The following is a 20,410-nucleotide window of genomic DNA, read 5'->3' on the forward strand; positions in this document are numbered from 1 at the left end:
ATTGAATTATTTAACTCTGGAGATGTTGATAAGTGCATAAGAAAAGACCTCCATTAAGAGATCTATTCCATTCCCTATTCACTTGGCATATAACCAATCACCTTATTTGTATACGGTTCGATTAATATTAAAGGTGCACCAACTATGCTATTCTCTTTATCTTCAAAGGAAACAGATAACACTTCTTTTCCCTCATAAGTTTTATCTAATAACTCATAGTTATTATTAACAACGACTTTTGTTACTCCGGCACTCTGCCAATTATCTTTTGCCGTATCATACCAGCCTTTTTCTTTAACGAAATTCCAAGCGGATTCTCTTGCTTCAATATAACCATCTATTTCGCTTTGATTTTTCGCATTTTGATTATCAGAACAGCCCTCTAACAATAGTGCTGTGAAAACTGTAATGGCTAAATAAAAAACTAATTTCCTCATATTTCCCTCTTTTTTATATTAGACGTTTAATATCCTTATTAGTTTCAATTTAATATTTGTCTAAATATCGGTATATATGATGATACTATCAGAAAATTCATTAAAGCAATAACCTTTGAGAAAACGAGGTTTTTAAATTTAAAATTACTAAAGCAGAGTATTATGACATCGTACTTTTTTTCATAACCGTTCTAGTTTTACGCTTCTAATTTTTTCTCAAGTTCTTTCAAATTCATTTCATTTACGTTCTATAAAGTTTAATTATTATTAAAAAAATTATCTAATGATTTTTTCACCTTGGATAAGATTTGTTCATTATCCAATACTTCAGCAAATGAATAAGCTAGTTTTAATGATCTTTTGCACAGATTTTTTTCATTCAATTTCCAATGAATTTCAGCTTTTAAATGATAAAGATGATCTAAGTAATACATACTGAAGATATTTTTTGAATAAGATATACCTTTTAAGCAGATAGTTAGTGATTTGTTATAGTCCTTAAATGCAAATAGTATTCTTGAGTAATTATATGTAATTCGGTTATACAATTTTCCGTAATTGATTTTCTCCATATTTTTTATTGATTCCATTATATCTTCATATATATTAATAGATTGCTTAATATCCCCTTGATTGAAAATAATATTTGCCTTTAAACTTTTGATTTCGATATCTAGATAATTATAAGAGTTTTCTGGTTGATCTATTAGTAGAACTTTGTTTATTATATTCAATGATTCATCAGGATTTTTATAGTAAAAATACATTATAATTGCTTTATAACGTAGAAAAACTCGAAGATTTTCTCCTGAGAAAAATATAGGGTTGTTTTCTTCTCTTTTAATAATTAGAGCTACATCCTCATAATCACTTTTAGCTAAGGATTTTTGAACCTCAATATTGAACTGTTCAATGTAATGGTTCTGATATAAAGTAACATCTCCCAGTAAACGATTAATATCCACATTTATTCTATTAGCTATTTTCTCAACTATATATGTAGTGGGGTAGGTTGAGCCATGTTCAATGCGGCTTAAGTGAGCTTGAGAACATATCCCTTCACAAAGTTGTTTTTGTGTCATATTTAATATTTCTCTCTGCTCTTTAATCCTTAGACCGATTATCTTTTTTTTAGCTGCCAACAAAATCTCCTCGCAATATAAATATATTAATATAAAAAGGTGATTCATAGAGAATATGAAAGATATATGTATGTATATAAACTATACAGCAAGTGAGCGAAAAATCATAATATTAAAATATGGTTTAAAATGTTAATAATAAATATAAGAGGTGAATGAAGATGAAAAATATTTTTAAATTGACTGTGTTAGGGCTTATATTAATTTCGAACAATGGAATTTCTGTTGCTAGTGACGATCCTTGTTGCGGAGGTGGTACAACTGGCGAAAAACCACCTTATTCTATACTGATTGATCAAAATTTGAATAACATATAATACTTTTTGGATTCAATTTAATTATTCAATACATAATACCAACAGATTAACTCTCCCATCCCTAATAAAGGGGAAAACCGATTTACTACACTAAATCAGATGTTGTCAAAACTATTGATAAATCAGAATTAAAGGAAGATAGCTATGTATCATAAGATCTACAAGCAGCTGAAGAAGCAGATCACAACCTTCTGAACCTTAAATTAGAATTAGAGTAATTCGTATCTAAAGGTTCCAGAGGTCTTTTAGCTTTGAATATGTTTGAAAAACATCTAAATATTAACTTCCCAAGATTGATATTCTCAAGTATATAATTGGGCATTGTTAGGTACGTAAAATGGGAAGAAGAGGGTATTGGTGCTATTGGTGAATTTAATTGATTGATAGTGAAAGGCTAATGTTAGAAGCAAAAACAAATGTTGCTATTTATGAAAATTTATTGTAGTATGAAAAATAATTTTAAATTCAAAAAGCGCTGATAAGGACATGAGTTACTTTTTACGGTTTCCAGAGAGGGAAGAAATTCTGAAATCTTCCTAACGCAGGAAAGTATCTTACCACCTTTGAGCTGTATTGGGGAATCCAAGTATCCAATATCGTCTATGCTACGTTATAGCACCAGAGCCATAAGATATCTTTTTATCTTATGGGAATTTGGGTGGAACCACGGGTATAACGCACTCGTCCCTTATTGAGGGATTAGTGCGTTTTTATATTTTCAAAGGAGGAGACACGGATTTGTTTAAAGAACTACACTCAAATATTCGTATTAGAATTTATACTTCTTTCTTAAGTAGAGTTATAGGTGCGATGATTTTCCCATTTATGGCAATTTATTTTACTTTAAAGTTAAATGCTACCTATGCAGGGATTTTATTAATGATTCAAATTATCATCCAATTTATCTCAAGTCTTTACGGTGGGTATTTTGCTGATACAATCGGTAGAAAAAAAATGATGGTTATCGGAGAATGGATGAAGGTATTTGCATTCCTTGGAATGATTATTGCGAACTCTCCTTGGATTACATCACCATGGATCACATTTCTAATGTTAGTGATTATGGGGATTTCTTCAGGTGTTGTAAACCCAGCAGCAGATGCAATGCTTATAGATGTTAGTACAAAAAAAACTAGAGCATTCATGTATTCTGTTAACTACTGGGCTGTGAATTTATCGATAATGTTAGGATTAATGATCGGAGGTCTCCTGTTTAAAAACTATTTTTTTGAACTATTAATCACTCTTTTTATTATATCTTTGATAACACTGTGGATGACAACTGTACTAATAAAAGAAACATACTCATCAAAAAAGAAACCTTTTGAAAATATTAAATTATACGGGCTAAAACCTATTATTCAAAGTTATAAAACTGTAATACGAGATATACCATTTGTACTATTTACACTAGGTGGCATTGCAATTTTTTCAATTGAATTTCAAAGGAACAACTTTATTTCAATCAGACTGGAAGAGGAAATTATACCTAAAGCAATCACATTATTCGGAAATATACAATTTTCATTAGACGGAGTAAAGCTTTTAAGTTTACTAGTAATTGAAAACACACTAATTATTGTCTTACTTACTAGTTTTGTATCAAAGTGGATCAAAAATAAATCTGAACAACCAATTATGTATTTTGGCTTTTTGTTATTTGGTCTTGGTTATGCCGTTCTTGCTTTTTCTAACCACATAATTGGGCTATTCGTTGCAGTCGTTGTTTTATCAATAGGGGAGCTCTTGTATGTTCCTACCAGACAGTCTCTTCTAGCTGATATTGTCGATGACAGTCGTAGAGGGGCTTATATGGCCTTTAATGGTTTTGTATTTCAAATTGGAAAATTATTTGGAGCGCTAGGAATTATTGTTGGTGAAGCTGTAGGAGGAATTAATATGGCAATTTTAATTGTATTATTCTCCTTCATCGGTATAATATTTACACGATTAGCACTTGATAAGGTAGATAAATATGCGAAAGTAAAATCATTTACTTAGAGAACTCATATTTTATCAATATATGGTCAGAAAACCCCCACTATAACAAGACCTCTCGGTCTTGTTATAGTGGGGGTAGTTCAGGGATCTTCAATATTTAGACTTCCTTCATCGACATTATATATTTTATCCTTAGTAACTTACATAAACGACTTAACAAAATTTAGAATTACAACTTCTATTTGAGTAAAATAGAAAGACTTTTATATAGATGTAAAGCTTTTGCCGAATCATTGTTAATATAGTACTCAATAGCATCTTTATATAAAGAGATTTGTTCTTCTATTAGATTAAGATCTTTGTATAACTGCAAAGACTTATCGAAATAATTCATTTTTTCCGATTCTTCATTCTTGCTATTTATTAATATAAAATTGAATTTAATATGATAAAAAGTGGCTAATTGTTGTTTTGTGAAAACATTTAATTTTTCTTCCAAATATATGAATACCTTTTCAATTTCTTCAAAATTGTTCACGAGTATTAGAGTTTTTAAATAGTTTATATAGGCCGAAATTTCTAATTGTTCTTTTCCAACGCTCTTGTAGATGCTAATTGCTTCTTTGATATAAGTAAGGGCTAAATCTAAGTCTTCTAATTCTCTCATTAAGACAGATAAATTGGTTAAAGCAGCAGCTTTTATATTCAAATCAGCTTTTATATTAGAAATACTTAAAGCTTTTTGATAAAAAAATTCAGACTTTTTGTGCCTTTTAATCCTTTTAAAACATACCCCTAAGGTTAAAAAAATATCTGAAGCTTTATACATTAAATCTGATGAAACATTTAATCTTTCAGCTTCATTTAGATAGTATATTGCACTTGTATATTCTTTTAAATGAGTATATAGTACACCTAAATTTAAATTTGTATTTATTTTATGCTTTACATTTGAGGGATATTTAAATGATAAGCTTAATGATTTAATGAATAGATTTAAAGCTTCTTCATGTTTGTTTAAATGAAAACAAATTATTCCTTTTAAATTAAATACTTTGATAAGTTCACTATCTTCAAATTTCAAAATATCTATGGATTCATCTATAAATTTTTGAGCAAGCTTAATATTTCTTTCTTCCCACAATAGGAAAGCTTTTAAGTATAAGTACCTTCCGTGATTTATTTGGTTATACGAAGTAGTATAACTTTCCTCATATTTATCCAATAGTTTTTTTGCATGTTTGAATTCTCGTTCCTCTATTTTTAATTCTATGTAATCTAAAGTGGTGGTGTTATTCGTCTGATCTATTTTATTGTTAGGTATTGAACCTACATTATCTACAGTATCCATTAAGTCAGCAATACTACTATTTAGCTTTTGGGCAATTTGACTTAGTGTTTCTATTGATGGGATGGCTAATCCTCTCTCTAATCTACTAAGAAATCCTCTTGTTATAATTCCATCTGCTAACTCTTCTTGTGTCATATTATTTGATATTCTTAATTCTTTAATCTTTAGTCCAATTCTTTGATTGTCCATTATCGAAAACTCCTTTGACTTTAATTCTTTATCTTTCATCGTATGTAAAAATCTAGAAAAATCCGCCAGAAAAATTATATAACCAGTCCGTTAATATCCTATATCAAATATACAAAACATTATCCAGGAGTTGAAGATAAAGAAGTTTTGTTGAATACACATACTTTTTTATAAACATATTTACATTCTAACAATTCCTAGCAGAATAAATTATCTTTGTTTACTGAAAGCAGGCCTTTTGTTCCTGGTGTTTTTATGATTTTCTTTTTTATTCTAAACAGAGTAATTATATAAGTAAATCGAATAACTTACAATTATGCCACTATTACTTAATGCTTGAATCATGGAGGGTTTATAAAACTAACTAACATTTGTGATTTTATTAAATGACTTAAATAGGAAAAATATATCACTATTTACTAATTACTATTGACAAATAGCAACATATTATGCAAAAATGTTTTTATTAGTAACTATTTGAGTACTAATAATAACAAAAAATGAGGTATTAATATATGAAAAAGTTAATTTTCTTATGTTGCTTAATTATTTTATTATCTGTTTTCACAACATCAATGACTGAAAATAAAGCATTTGGAGAAGATGAAATCCTACCATGGTCTATTAAAGCTTAAAGAGTTTACGCTTAATGAACAGGCTTAGTTCCTTTGTATAGATAAAATTCTTTGAGAGTAATTATAGAAAATGTTATTGGACATAAACTTTTCAAAGAGAGAATGCGGTGAAAACATCTTATCAATTTAAAGTTACTATAAGTAACATTTGATTATCTATCAAGTTAAGTAAGGATGATATATATGAATGTTAAAGTGAAATTTTCAGGAGCTCTTGCTGGACAGTCATCCTCTATAGTATGGGAAGTATCAGAAGGAAACTTACAGAACGTGATGACTGAATTAAAAGTTAAAAATCTTAAACTGTACAATAAAATCACTGATGGTAACGATAACATAAAAGCATTTGTTGGTGTGTACTTAAATGGCTCTAAAGTAGAAGGTGAATTTCAAAATATTAGGATAGAACCGAATGATGAAGTTCTATTTATTGGAAGTGTAGCAGGGGGTTGATCCACTATGGCTGATATAAAGGGAATATTATTTGGTGACACTAGAAAATACAATAACTTTGGTACTCATAGGGTCATGTCACCTAATGAAACACTAGAAAAAATCAAAGATATCGTACCTAAAGTTGGTATTACCAGAATTGCAGATTTGACAGGGTTGGACCGGTTAGGCGTACCTGTATTTTCCGCGACTGTACCTGACGATCGTTGTGCTATTTCTGTAAATAATGGAAAGGGTACTACGATGGAAGCTGCTAAAGTAGGAGCAATGATGGAGACTATCGAAAGATTCTGTGCTGAAAACGTTGAATTACCAATTATCACAGGAACTTTTGATGAGCTTTCAAAAGATAAGCACCTATTAGATCCCTATTCTGTTGCTAGTTATATAGATTTGGAAAAAAACTTACATATTGAACAATTTGATTGGGTACCTTCTATTGAAATTTTTTCGGGAGAAAGAATTTATGTGCCAGGAAATTTAGTTGGTATCCCATGGGAAGGAAACGGTAAAGGCATCTGGATTGAAAGTACAAACGGACTTGGAAGCGGTAATGTTATTGAAGAGGCTATTTGTCATGCTTTAAATGAATTAATTGAACGAGATGCCCATACGTTAGCTGTTTTAAAAGCAAGGATTAAACCAAATCTTTCAAGCATTATAGAAGGAAGTCCCTTAGTTGCAAGTGATCCAACTGGTTTCGATATCTTAGATATAAATTCTATCCCAGAACATCTACTCGAAATTTCAAAGAAAATAGAGAGTGAAGGGGTAAGGTTGATCATCAGAGATATAACTTCAAATATAGGTATTCCTACCTTTTCAGCTGCTCTTGTAGAAGAGAATTGGGAAGGTAACTATTATTGCCACGGTGGAGTGGGTACTCATCCAGATTCCACAATAGCTTTAGAAAGAGCAATTACAGAAGCAGCGCAATCTAGATTGACTGATTTCCAAGGTACTAGGGAAGATATGTCTGAACAAGCACCGAGTCAAAAACCAAGTGATTTATCTTTTATGACTTCAGATCGAGGGAATGTAAAATCATTTAATGAATGCATCTCTTATAAAAATAAAACTGTTGAAGAAGATATCCGTTGTATTTTAGACAGACTATGGGATGTTGGAGTACAGAGAGTGTTTATGGCTGATCTAACTAAAGGTGATATAGGTATTCCTGTAGTTAGGGTCTTAATACCACAGTTAGAAAATTGGGTTCTTAATCACTTTGATATTAAAGGATGTGTTCTAGGTGAACGAGGAAGACAAGTACTCGAACTTAATAAATGATATTTGGGTATATACAGGACCTTCCCTATCTATGGAAGAGGCCAAAGTTATAGCACCTAATATAACTATTTTACCACCTGCGAAACGTGGAGATTTCGTTTTTCCATCCGATTCTATTAGACCAAAGATAATTGTTCTTATAGATGGAGCATTTCTAAATACTTTAACAGTTTCTCCAAGGGAAATTTTAAATTTATTAAAACAAGGTATCAAGGTGATAGGTGCATCTAGTTTAGGAGCAATTCGTGCAACTGAATTAAGAAGTTTTGGGATGATAGGAGTCGGAAGGGTCTTTGAAATGTATCGAGATGAAATAATCATAGCAGATGATGAAGTAGCTATGTCTATGGATCCAATTACCGGATCTGCAATGTCTGAACCTCTTGTTCATTTTAGAATAATTATAGAAAAGGCAAAAGAAATAGGCTTATTAAATGTAAAAGATTCAGAAGAATTGTTTCATAAGATCCAACAGCTTTATTTTACTGAACGAACGTTAGCTATGTTCTATCAATTTGCTTCAGACTGTCTATCTATAGAAAAATACAATAGCTTGCTCAACATGATTGAAAATTTCGATTATAGGATTAAAAGATTAGATGCAATTAAAGCTATAGAAAAAGCTTATGAAATTGTAAATGAAGAGAAAAGAGAAAATGTTAACACTTGAAAGGAGGTGAACATCATGAAGAAATATTCAATAAATGATTTCAAAAACGCAGTAGCAAATATATCAATCTCAGAAATGCGCACAGCAACAGAAATTGATATGCCGCGTACTGCAACAGAAATTGATATGCCACGCATGGCAACAGAAATCGATATGCCGCGCATGGCAACGGAAATTGATATGCCACGCATGGCGACGGAAATCGATATGCCGCGCATGGCAACGGAAATCGATATGCCGCGCATGGCAACGGAAATCGATATGCCGCGCATGGCAACGGAAATCGATATGCCGCGCATGGCAACGGAAATCGATATGCCGCGCATGGCAACGGAAATCGATATGCCGCGCATGGCAACGGAAATCGATATGCCGCGCATGGCGACGGAAATCGATATGCCACGAGTGGGATAATTAATTCTATCAAGAGTAGCTTAAGCTACTCTTGATTTTAATTAATTATAATATAAGAAAAGAAGGATGAGTAATTTGACGATAAAGAGACCTATATTAACAGATGAAGAAGTAGACCGTTATTCTCGTCAATTACTTCTTAAAGAAGTAGGCGTTAAAGGGCAAGATAGGCTCCTTAATAGTTCTGTTTTGTTAATAGGTGCAGGGGGATTAGGGTCACCTGTTGCACTTTATTTAGCAGGAGCAGGTGTAGGCTCAATTGGTATAATTGACGGAGATAACATTGACCTATCAAATTTACAAAGACAAATCATCTTTACTACGTATGATATAGAAAAATCTAAAGCGATAACTGCAGCTGAAAGGTTAAAACAAATTAATCCAAATATTAATTTGAAGCCATACAATGAATATTTAACTTCAGAAAATGCAAACTCTATTATTAAAAATTATGATGTTGTAATCAACGGATCGGATAATTTTTCTACTAGGTATCTTGTGAACGATACATGTAGCAAGCTGAATAAGCCTTTAGTTGATGCAAGTGTAGTTATGTCTGAGGGGCAAGTAGCAGTATATATGCCTAAAAAAGGCTGTTATAGGTGTCTCTATCCAACCCCACCGGCAGGAGATAATGCTCCATCTTGTAGTAACTCGGGGGTATTTGGACCACTTGTTGGAGTAATGGGATCCATTCAAGCAATGGAAACTATTAAGGTTCTTTTAAATATTGGTCAAAGCTATGAAAGCCGTCTAATATTTTATGATGCATTATCTGGTGACTTTCAAACTCTACAACGAAAACCAAACCCCAATTGTCCTATATGTAGTAACAACCAAGAAGATCATATCACTTATGTAGAAGAATGTACTGTTGATAATAAAAAAGTAAAAAATGTAGACTATGAAATTAATCCTCATGAATTAAACGTATTGAAAAAAGATGATTCTTTTAAAATAATAGACATTCGGGATAAAGAACTGTTTAATGATGGTCATATTGAAGGATCCATATTAATTGAAGAAAACAATTTAAAGAAGACAATACAAGAAATGAACAGCTTATATAATGTTGTAATTGTATGTCAATTTGGGAAGATAAGCAAACATATTCAAAAAGAATTTAATGATAAAGGTATCAAAAATATATGGTCACTTAAGGGTGGAATTATTAATTGGGAGAGATATAGCTTACCGTTAGTAACACGCTCTTAACTTACCTAGAAAGTGAAAACTTGCCCCAATAAGAGCACTTAATAACAGTATGACAAAACCAAATATAAATACCACACAAACTTAAACACTAATTGATGAAAAGGACGTAGGGGATAAATGAATATATTAATGATAGGATTTAACATTAATTTTTTTAATTTGTTATCTAAGGAAAATGTGAATATCAAAATAACAGTTCTTGAAGAACCAGATTTATATAACGGAAAAAATCTTGGAGAAAAGAAGTTTGAACATTTGGATGAGATCATATTAGCTGAGTACCAACAATGTAATAACTATATCGATGTTGTAAAAGAATATATGACTAAGAATAATGTTGAATTTAAAGCTGTAGTTCCAGGATTAGAATATGGAACACCAGCTGCAACAAGGTTAGCTCGTGAGATTGGTCTTAAGAATTCAGGTATAAAGAAAGAAGAAATTCTTAATGACAAATTATTATTCAGAAATCACTGTGAAAAACATGGAATTCCACAACCTTGGTACAAAAAAGTAAAAAATTCTGAAGAGATTAGAAAGTTGTTTAGTGGAGCACCTATAGTATTAAAGCCATCTAATAAACAAGGGAGCTTAGGTGTTGTTAAAATAACTAACAATTCAGAAATAGAGAGTTCTTGGGAAGAAGTATTATCAACAGATGAGGGAATTCATCGTGCAAACCGGGAAATGTCTACTAATTACATAATTGAGGAATGTATATTTGGAGAGGAAATAAGTACAGAAGTATTTGTGCAAAATGGGGAAATTCTATTCGTTAATTACACAGATAAACTTGTATCAAGTGGAAGGTACTCTGTTGAACTGGGGCATATTGTTCCATCTTCACAACCAGATAAGAGTAAGGAAGAATTACTATTTAATATAAACAAATTAGTATCAACACTCGGTTTTGAAAATGGTGTTATGCATATAGAATGGATTATAAATGAGAATGGTCCGAGGGTAATAGAATGTGCTGGGAGACCTGCAGGTGATTATATTTTTAACTTGATAGACATATCATATGGCTTCAATCCATATCTTGCTTTAATTGACATATTAGCAGGAAATGAAGTCTCCATCCCTAATGATTTGATAGAATATTCTTCTATTCAATTTATCGATAACATAAACGATGAGAGTGGGTTTGAGGAATTTCAAAATGTATATTCAAATAACATAGTAGACTGGAAAATCGCAGAAAAAGAAAAAGCTAGTGTATACAGCTCATCTTTTGATAGATCAGGAAGGATAATATTTAAAGGTGAGAACTATTCAGAGATTCATTCTGTAAAGGAAAATGTTAAGAAGTTTGTTGATGGACAATTTTGAAATAAAGCTTATCACCATTTGTATAAATGACTAGTTAACAATATAAAAACATGATCGAATTGTTTAACAAATAAATAGTATTAGGAAAAGAAAACACCTTGAAGTAGAAGCTTTTAATATAAGGGGGGAAGCGAGAGATATTTTCGCGCATATAATGGCTATCTTGCTAATTAATCGATTTTCTAATGAAAAGATACCGTTTTCTGAACTATTAAAAGATTCCCAAGAAGAACTAATTCTTTTAACTGCAAATGAACAAATAGATACCTACGATAAAGGGTATGCATATGTCGAGGGATTTAACAACTTTGATAATAATGCTCAAGTTGAATTTCGGGCTATTGAATTAAGTAAGTCCTATAACTTTTCTAGTATAGTGGTTACATCAGAATACGATATTAATCGCACTGCAAGGTTAAGAGAAAAATTAGGGGTTCAGGGACAAGGTATACGAAGTGCCTCTGCATTTCGAGATAAAATTATTATGAAAGAATATGCACAAGCAGTAGTTGAAGTCCCGAATTTTCGGAGAATTAAGACACCTTTTGATATTTATGATTTTCTCAGTGATTATGGGTTTCCTATTGTGATCAAGCCGATTGATGGTTCTGGCTCAATAAATACCTATATTCTCAAAGATCAAAACGAGCTAAACATCTTTTTGGAAAATGGAAAATTCCAGGGATTTGAAATTGAAGAGTATATTCAAGGCGACATGTACACTGTAGATGGATTATATCAAGATGGAGAAGTTCTATTTAGTTGGCCTGGGAGATATGTAAATGATTGTCTCTCCTTTCATGATGGAAAGCAGGCCTCAAATGTACAGCTTGCTGAGTCAAATCCATTATACAACCGTCTTCAACAATTCATTCAAGAACTAATAACAAGTATGCCCATGCCAAAAGTAACTCCGTTTCATGCAGAAGTATTCCATACTTCTGATAACCGCTTAGTACTTTGTGAAATAGCGAGTCGTACAGGGGGGGGATGTATGAATGAACTAGCACAATTCAAATTTGGTGTGAATTTAAATCATGCGTGGGTTCAAGGACAGTGTGGACTAGTTAGTGAGCTTAATCTAGTGAGAAACGATAAGATTTTTGGCTTCGTGCAAATTCCACCTCGTAAAGGGAAGTTATTATCTATTCCTAAAGAAGTTCCATTTCATTGGGTTGTCAATTACCAAATAAGAGCAGAAATAGGTATGATTAACGACTCTATTAATAATAGTGCTGATAAGATTGCAGTTTCAGTTGTAGAAGGTAAAACAGAAGAAGAAGTTGTGGCACGAATGGATCTTATAACAAAATGGGTAGAAGATAATTGTATTTGGGAAACCAATTGGCAGTATATCTAGTTAATGTCTTTATGATACATATAGAATTTAAGAAAACAAAATGATCTAGTGGAGGCTTTTTAAAAAATGAATAACGCAGTAAGTGTGAAACCTATCCCATCTTTCTATGGATTTAAAGTGGGTGTAGATGAGAACTATAGAGTAGCATCTGAAAATAAATTACTTCGTCTTGGTGTAAAAGTTAATACACCTGAAACATGTAACTGGGCTTGTCCCTATTGTTATGTAGGAAATCCAGATGCAAAAGATCGCCCACGTATTTTGAAGCCAGAGGGGGTTGACGATTATAACCCCTATAAAGATAAAGATTGGGCTGAAAAAATGAAAGGTTGGATTGCTCAAGGAATGGAGGAAGGGGTTCGTGCCGTAACAATTAATGGTACTTTTGAACCGACAACATCTCCAGATTACTTAGAAATCCTTGAATACTGTCAATCAAATGGGGTACAGGTAACCCTTGTGACAAATGGAGGGTTTTTAACGGATGAACTAATTAAGAAATTGTATGATTTGGGGGTTTCGTTATTAACCAAAATTAATGTTCCTCTTGTTGAAGAAGATGATACTCAATACGAGGAGTTTGTAGGTATACAAAAGGTCCTATCTGGTAAATTAGGAGACGAAAAAGAAATCTATGAATATCAAAAGAACTTAATTTATAGATTAATGGAGGCCGGATTTAATACATCACCAAGTGAAGGGCAAACACGTCTTGGAGTAGAATCTGTTATAGCAGCAAATAACCTACCGTATCTGCCAGATTTAATTGCTCAATTACGGTCGTGGAACATTTACAGCCATATTGAAATTATTAAGGATCAAGGGTTTGCAAAAAACCAACAATTTCTACAGGTTTCTAAACATCAAATCGCAGACTTTTTTGAAGAAGTTCGTAAACAAGATGTTACAAATGGTTATGAAGATTGGTCACCGAAGCCTCCATATGTGGCGGGCGTATGCTACCAGAATTTAATCCGAGTTGACCTTCATGCTAATGGAGAAGTAAAGCCGTGCCCAGGAGTTGAAACTATACTTGGTAACCTTAACGACAAATCCCTTAAAGATATTCTTAAAGATAAAAATCTTAATATAGTACGTAACCTTGAGACATATATTGAGGGTGATTGTTCTGATTGTGAGTTATTTAAAACCCGAGAGTGCTACGGAGGATGTAGAGGAACCGTATACCAAACTCTAAAAACACATGGTTACTCCGAGTATGAGTGTTTAGTTGCTTCAGATCCATCTTGTTGGAGAGTAAAGACTATACTAAACGACGGGACAAGCTCAGATTTATTTAAATAAGATAAAAATCTGGTAAAAGAATATAATTTCGCTTTGTTTAATAGAGGTGGACAGTAGTGAAACCTTGATTAATTGTCTAATCTCTTTGGTGGTATTTGATTAAATATCTTGGAACAAAAACGCACATTTTTGTGTCCAAGATATTTATATAATTACCTATTTTTTGAACGGATTTATTAAGGGAGAATCTACATAAAAGAAGAACCTAAACCAAATATAAGCTTAAAGACATTATCCAGGGAGGTGGTTTGGTTGGGTTTATCAGAACGTGTTTTACAAATTAGATCGTCTGTTACATCTGAGATCCTAGAGAGAGTAAATCAACTGCGCGAAGGAGGTAAAGACATTGTTTCCTTTGGAGCTGGAGAGTTAGATTGCCATACACCTCAAAAAATTAAAGATGCTGCTAAAGATGCAATCGACAATAATTTAACACGATACACCCCAGTAACAGGTATAAAAACTTTAAAGGAAGCCATTAGAAATAAATTAGAGCGGGAAAATCATCTAAATTATGAAATTGATCAAATTGTTATATCTAATGGAGCTAAGCACGCTTTGTATAATGTGATCCAAACCATTATTAATCCAGGGGATGAAGTGATAATTCCTCTTCCTTACTGGGTTAGTTATACGGAAATGGTTAGATTAGCTGGTGGAATACCTGTTTTTGTAGAATCAAGTATTGAAGATGGATTTATGTTAAGATCTACAGAAATTGAAAAAATGGTTACCCCAAAAACTAAAGCAATTATTCTAAATAATCCAAATAATCCAACTGGAGCTGTTATTGAACCATATGAATTAAAGAAGATAGGGGAACTAGCGTGTAAGTATGATTTTCACGTTATCTCTGATGAGGTTTATGAAGGAATACTTTATGAAAGAGAGACTATTTCTATAGCTACTATATCAGAAGAGGTTAAGCAACGGACAATTATTATCAATAGTATGTCAAAAGGGCATGCAATGACTGGCTGGAGGATAGGCTATATGGCAGCGCCGAAAGATATTGCAAGATATGCTGGTATTGTTCAGGGGCATAATGCATCCAATGCTAACAGTATTGCTCAAGCAGCATCAATCACTGCCCTAACCAAAGCCAATACTTTTTTATATGAAATGAAAGAAGAGTTAACTATCAGAAGGGACTACATGTATTCTGAACTGTCAAAAATACCTGGCTTTAAGCTACCTCCGAAACCAGCAGGAGCGTTCTATTTGTTTGTAAATATAGAAGAATTTAAAATGGATTCACTAGATTTTAGTAAGTTCCTTTTGGATCACGCTCATGTAGCTGTGACACCAGGAATTGCATTTGGTAAGGAGCATTTTGTAAGATTTTCATATGCTTGTTCCATGCCAGACATTATTAAAGGAATTGAGAAAATAAAGGCATGCTTGCATTCAGAAAATATAATGCATGCATCATGATATGAATAAGAGGTGACATTTTGCAAGATGCATAAGAAACATATTCTTTTTTTATACTCACATAATCCGAGTCGGTTAGCACATTTGAGAAAAATAAATTCTTTAAGAAATAAATTTGAAATTACACTTATCATGGATCATTCACATGAGAAAAATTGGCAGAGAAGATATGTGGATCACCTTATTACTATTTCTATGAAAGATGTGTATAAGGATTTTAACGAGATCGTTAATAAAATTCAAAATATTAAGAAACCAGATGGTATTGTCAACCTTTCTGAAGCATGTGTACCTTTACATAGTTTATTGTCTAATTATTGGAATTTAATTGGTCCTAGTGAACGTGTAGTCGATATTGCAAGGGATAAATACCTTATGAGGAAGTTATGTAATGAACTTTCTATACCAATTCCTAATTTCTCGATTATAATTGACAATTTAGAAAAAGCATGTAATGATCTGGAGTTCCCTATTATTGTTAAACCAGTTATCGGTGGAGGATCTACTTTAGTAAAACGATTTTCATCTTTAGAAGACCTAACAACTGAGATAGGTGAATTAAGGGAACTAGCGATAGATATTTATAGGAAAGATTCGTTATTTGAAAAAAAATTAACCCCAGAAGGTAACATCCCTTTTATTGCAGAAGAAATCATTGGTGGTGAAACCCAATTTGACACAATGTTTCCTTATGGAGTAGGGGAAATAAGTGTGGAGAGTATTTATTATAATGGGAAAACAGTAATATTAGCCATTCATGACAAACCTATTCCAAGTAATGGACCGTATTTTGAAGAGTATATATGGTCAACACCAAGTAGGATACCTGAAAGTTTAAAAGAAAAAGCAGAATCATACGTCTCCAGAATACATGAAGAATTAGGGGAAGGGTGTTATGTACTCCACACTGAATTTAGAACTTTTAAAGATGATTTAATATTGTTAGAATTCGGAGCAAGATTAGGTGGAGGACCTATCTATAGATCAGTTCTACAGTCTACGGGTAATGATTTTATCGAAGTCTTAATTGATATTTCTTGTGGAAATACCCCTGATATAAAATTAAATAACCCTAAGCCTACGATAACTCATTGTCTTTGGGCACCAATGGAAGGTAATATCACAGCTATAACTGGTGAATCTACGGTTGTTTTGGATCCATTGTATAGAGAACATCAAATTTATGATGACGTCGGTGAAAAAGCATTAAGAGCACCAAAAAGCAGTAGATCTAATGGACATATTGTCTTTAAAAACACAAAGTTTGATTTTGTGGAATTAGAAAAAAGTGTTGTCAGTGCAATTGATAAATTTCGATTTATTGTTGGGTAATAAATATGTTGAAATGAAAGTGTGGGGTTGGTGTGGAGAAGGCAGTTCTTATTGTTGGTGGATTTACAGAGTTTGCAGAGGGCTATGTGAGAGCTATTCATAAAAGAGGGCTCGCAGTTATTATTCTTGATAACAAACATGAAAAATATAAACAACTAATGTCATATAAAGAGGGAAATGTTGATCATTTTACAAGGTTAGTTGATCAGTATATTTGCATACCCCAGAATGAATTCTCTATGGAGTCATTGTTCCTAGAATTAGAGGATTGCTTGAAAGCTTACAAGATTACAGGTTTGGTTGCTATGGATGAAAGATGGGTAATTGATTCCGCAATTTTAGCTAATTATTTTAATGTACCGTCAGTTGGCTTACAGGCTGCAGTAATTTCTAGAAATAAAGAAAAACAACGGGAGCTTGTAAAAGAAACTCCATGGGGGGTACATTCTCAGAAGCTTTCTATTTCCCAACTAAAAACCACTGAACTACCTAAGAGTGGAGTAATTAAACCTATTGATAAATATGGGTCTGTAAATGTTGTTATTTGGTCAAACAAAGAGCAAGGGCAAGAAGTTTTAAACTCTATCGATTTGGAAGATACTAGTCAAATTTACCTTTTAGAAGATAGAATTGATGGTCAGGAATATTCTATTGAAAGTTGGGTTCAAAATGGAACTATTGTTTATTCCTCAATTACTAAAAAAGAAACATTAAGCTCAAACGGGATTGAATTTCCTGTAGAAGTTGGACATGAAGTTCATTTCACTAATTTACCTGAGGAATTAATGAATGAAGTAGAAAAAATGAACGAATTCGTTATTAGAGAATCAAAAATTAAAAATGCTATTGTTCACCTAGAGTTTAAAGTTAATCACCAAGGTATCCCAAAAATTATGGAGTGGAGCGTAAGAAATCCAGGGGACAGAATAATGGACTTATACCTTTATGCCGGTGCAGTTAATCCATATGATTTATATGTGCAAGTTGCATTGGGAGAAAATGTAGATAATATCGATACACCTAAAAAAAAGGTTTTTCAAAAATACTTAACATTAGAGATTGGATCTAAATTTGAAAGACCATATGACCCTGAAAACCCTATAGTGTACTGGCCATCTCATCCTGAATACCAAGGTTTTGTCCGTAAAGAACAGGGAATAAAATTTTCTGATAACCAGGAAATATATCTTTATGAAATTGGTATATTAATTCAACACGGCCATGAGATTAAAGCAGTAACGGACTCATTAAGCCGACATATCTATGTAGTTTATAGTGAGAACCAATCTTCATTACAAAATATGGATTTATTAGAGAATATATTAAAATCTCAGATTTAATACGATGGTATGTATTTATAAGAATTTGTGGCACTTATAACAAGTGCCACAAAAGATTGGAAACTATTCAAGATATTTGGATATGTCTTGACTTAGAGTATATAAATTAATCTCATATAGAAAGTGTTTGAAATAAGAACAAAACTGAAGTGGATGGAGATAAGGATAAGTCTTTACACTTAAATTTTTGATAATAAATAATTTGCTCCATCCTAAATTAAGAATGGAGATGTTCATTATGCTCTTGAAACAGCTTTTAAAGTTGAAGCCAGTTCATAAGCGCATTATCTTACTTGATTTTTTATTTGGACTTTCACGTGGTGCAATTATTCCTTTTCTAGTACTTGATATGAAAATACGTCTAAATGTTAATTATAGTGAAATCACTGGAAGTATTTTGCTTTATTTTATTGCTCGAACTTTTGGAGGGCTAATTGGTGGTGCACTTTCTGATCGCTTTGGCAGAAAACCTTTAATGTTAATTGGACTTTTTGTTACAAGTCTATCTTATTTATTGCTTCCGTTTGTAACCTCATTGATCCAATTTTTTGCTATTTATATCATCCTTGGATTTGCTCATTCATTATTCCGTGGAGTTTTTGCTGCGTTAATTGGCGATACAATTGACAAAACAGATCCCACAACACCTTTTGCTCTGTTTCATATTAACCAAAATATTTCTGTGGGTATCGGAGCAGTGCTAGGTGGTGTACTTGTTACATATAATTCAGTATTTATTTATATCTTCACAGGTGTTTTATTATTGTGTTTTTCTCTTATTGCAACTTTCAACCCTTACCTGAAAGATGATATCAGAAGAGCTAAAATAAGCACGGAATCAAACACAGAAGATATTGAGGAAGAAAAACCTAATTATATTCCATTGCTTACAGGTGTTTTTCTTTTAAACATTGTTCTTGTTTTATCATATGGTGTCTATAATGAACTTCTAGGAGCTATATTTGTAGATTTTGTTAAACTGTCACCTATAACCATCGGTTATTTGTTTGCATTTAACTCATTATTAATCGTTTTTTTTCAAATGTTTGTAATAAAACATGTTAGTAAATGGAGATTTATAAGTCAAATGAGTGTTACAGCATTTATGTTTGCGTGTTTTTTCTTTTTATTGAGTATCTTACCTTCTTATCCAAGTATATGGTTATGTATAATTCTAATAATTATCTTTACAACTGGAGAACTTACACATATAGCTAACTTGAATTCAAAAGTAAATGAATTTACACCTTCAAACAAAAAAGGAATTATTTTTGGAATTCTAAACGCAACATTTAATATTGGGTTTGGTTTAGGCCCGTTTTTCTTTAGTTTATTTCTTGATAATTATACTCTCATTTTAGCAGGAGGGATTTTTGGAGTTTTGTATGCCGTGATTTCTTTGGGCCTGTGTTTATATCTGTTTCGAAGAAAAAAACAAGAATCAATCACTGTTTCAACTAATGTTTAATACCTTTTTATCGATAAAATATAGTCGTTATTTTTTAGTATGATAAAAGAAAAAGCCATCATTTTGGGAGTTTATTGTTTATTTCCCTAATGTGATAGCTGCAATTGGAAACTTACGTAAATAGAAAAATAAACTAAAACAAAGATGACTGATGACGCATTTCTAACATAGTAGTGCGTCATTTTTATTAATTGAGTCATTATTGTTTCTGTAGGTTCTTAATTACGGACTATAACTTACTTTACTTCTTAGGTTGATACAATCTTTTTAGGCTTTTCAATGACTATTGACGCGTTTCCGTCTGGTGTCGTATATTCCAAGCCAAGCTCATCGAGCATCGTATATAATTCCTATAATTCGTCATCTTGTGTTTCTCTTTCTTCTTCAATTTCATTATCTTCTAATAAATTAATAGGTTTTGCTTTGCGTATTATTCATAGTTATTGATGTTCCATATCCAGTTAACATTAATCTACATAAAAGCAATGTCATGGTATATAACGTTTTCATTTTATCCCTTCGTTTGTAAATTATTTCTTGGAACTAACAGTTCTCCCTTTACATGTTACTAATTGTCTCTTTAATATAACTCTGAAAGTTTTATTCATAGAGGTTCCCATTTGGCTTTTTTCTTTGTTCTTCCTCTGATTTTTGTGAAAAAATATTTAACTTACTTAACTTTTCTTCAAAACTAATAGAAGCATCTTTAGATCCAAAATATGATCATAAATTTTTGGTGATGGCTTTCTGTGTGAATTGCGTGCAGGATATCCTCTTGTATAGCT

General features: G+C 32.1%; 17 protein-coding genes and 1 other annotated feature. Of the genes, 14 read left to right on the plus strand and 3 right to left on the minus strand.

Annotated elements, in window-relative coordinates; translation table 11 throughout:
• Positions 1–74: 74 nt before the first annotated feature.
• Together JM172_RS18105 and JM172_RS18110 are read right to left on the minus strand one after the other, a co-directional pair.
• Positions 75–437, minus strand: coding sequence for a hypothetical protein (locus JM172_RS18105; protein ID WP_214483786.1), 363 nt, complete (start codon positions 435–437; stop codon positions 75–77).
• A 257-nt stretch (positions 438–694) separates the two neighbouring features.
• A complete protein-coding gene (locus tag JM172_RS18110; protein ID WP_214483787.1) occupies positions 695–1,579 on the minus strand; it encodes a helix-turn-helix domain-containing protein in 885 nt (294 codons plus the stop codon).
• A 155-nt stretch (positions 1,580–1,734) separates the two neighbouring features.
• On the opposite strand from JM172_RS18110, the gene JM172_RS18115 reads away from it, so the two are divergent.
• On the plus strand, positions 1,735–1,896 hold the full coding sequence (locus JM172_RS18115; protein ID WP_214483788.1) for a hypothetical protein: 162 nt from the start codon (positions 1,735–1,737) through the stop codon (positions 1,894–1,896).
• Between the two features lie 466 nt (positions 1,897–2,362).
• Positions 2,363–2,588 (plus strand) — a binding site (T-box leader).
• Positions 2,589–2,634: 46 nt separating this feature from the next.
• On the plus strand, positions 2,635–3,897 hold the full coding sequence (locus JM172_RS18120; protein ID WP_214483789.1) for an MDR family MFS transporter: 1,263 nt from the start codon (positions 2,635–2,637) through the stop codon (positions 3,895–3,897).
• A gap of 178 nt (positions 3,898–4,075) precedes the next feature.
• On the opposite strand, the gene JM172_RS18125 is transcribed toward JM172_RS18120, so the two are convergent.
• Positions 4,076–5,377 (minus strand): helix-turn-helix transcriptional regulator, encoded by a 1,302-nt coding sequence (locus tag JM172_RS18125; protein ID WP_214483790.1) that lies wholly within the window; start codon positions 5,375–5,377, stop codon positions 4,076–4,078.
• Positions 5,378–6,195: 818 nt separating this feature from the next.
• On the opposite strand from JM172_RS18125, the gene JM172_RS18130 reads away from it, so the two are divergent.
• From JM172_RS18130 to JM172_RS18185, 12 genes are all read left to right on the plus strand, one after another.
• Positions 6,196–6,465 (plus strand): MoaD/ThiS family protein, encoded by a 270-nt coding sequence (locus tag JM172_RS18130; protein WP_214483791.1) that lies wholly within the window; start codon positions 6,196–6,198, stop codon positions 6,463–6,465.
• Positions 6,466–6,471: 6 nt separating this feature from the next.
• Positions 6,472–7,755 carry a YcaO-like family protein gene (locus JM172_RS18135; RefSeq protein ID WP_214483792.1) on the plus strand — a complete coding sequence of 428 codons (1,284 nt, stop codon included), beginning with the start codon at positions 6,472–6,474 and terminating at the stop codon, positions 7,753–7,755.
• Positions 7,718–8,425, plus strand: a complete 708-nt coding sequence (locus JM172_RS18140) for a TfuA-like protein (RefSeq protein WP_214483793.1) — start codon at positions 7,718–7,720, stop codon at positions 8,423–8,425. Before JM172_RS18135 ends, JM172_RS18140 begins: the two co-directional genes overlap by 38 nt.
• A 15-nt stretch (positions 8,426–8,440) precedes the next feature.
• Positions 8,441–8,839: a glutamate-rich protein 5 gene (locus tag JM172_RS18145; RefSeq protein ID WP_214483794.1), complete on the plus strand. Its 399-nt coding sequence runs from the start codon at positions 8,441–8,443 to the stop codon at positions 8,837–8,839.
• Positions 8,840–8,914: 75 nt separating this feature from the next.
• A complete protein-coding gene (moeB, locus tag JM172_RS18150; RefSeq protein WP_214483795.1) occupies positions 8,915–10,054 on the plus strand; it encodes a HesA/MoeB/ThiF family protein in 1,140 nt (379 codons plus the stop codon).
• Between the two features lie 117 nt (positions 10,055–10,171).
• Entirely contained in the window at positions 10,172–11,386 is a 1,215-nt protein-coding gene (locus JM172_RS18155; RefSeq protein ID WP_214483796.1) for an ATP-grasp domain-containing protein, read from the plus strand.
• Between the two features lie 154 nt (positions 11,387–11,540).
• Entirely contained in the window at positions 11,541–12,746 is a 1,206-nt protein-coding gene (locus tag JM172_RS18160) for an ATP-grasp domain-containing protein (protein ID WP_214483797.1), read from the plus strand.
• Positions 12,747–12,812: 66 nt separating this feature from the next.
• Complete coding sequence (locus JM172_RS18165; protein ID WP_214483798.1) at positions 12,813–14,051, plus strand: radical SAM protein; 1,239 nt, start codon at positions 12,813–12,815, stop codon at positions 14,049–14,051.
• Positions 14,052–14,303: 252 nt separating this feature from the next.
• A complete protein-coding gene (locus JM172_RS18170; RefSeq protein ID WP_214483799.1) occupies positions 14,304–15,485 on the plus strand; it encodes a pyridoxal phosphate-dependent aminotransferase in 1,182 nt (393 codons plus the stop codon).
• A gap of 27 nt (positions 15,486–15,512) precedes the next feature.
• Positions 15,513–16,817 (plus strand): ATP-grasp domain-containing protein, encoded by a 1,305-nt coding sequence (locus JM172_RS18175; protein ID WP_214483800.1) that lies wholly within the window; start codon positions 15,513–15,515, stop codon positions 16,815–16,817.
• Positions 16,818–16,849: 32 nt separating this feature from the next.
• Positions 16,850–18,157 carry an ATP-grasp domain-containing protein gene (locus JM172_RS18180; RefSeq protein WP_214483801.1) on the plus strand — a complete coding sequence of 436 codons (1,308 nt, stop codon included), beginning with the start codon at positions 16,850–16,852 and terminating at the stop codon, positions 18,155–18,157.
• 262 nt (positions 18,158–18,419) lie between these two features.
• Positions 18,420–19,625, plus strand: coding sequence for an MFS transporter (locus JM172_RS18185; protein WP_214483802.1), 1,206 nt, complete (start codon positions 18,420–18,422; stop codon positions 19,623–19,625).
• The last annotated feature ends 785 nt before the right edge of the window (positions 19,626–20,410 follow it).

The sequence above is a fragment of the Bacillus sp. SM2101 genome (assembly GCF_018588585.1).
GTDB lineage: Bacteria > Bacillota > Bacilli > Bacillales > SM2101 > Nanhaiella > Nanhaiella sioensis.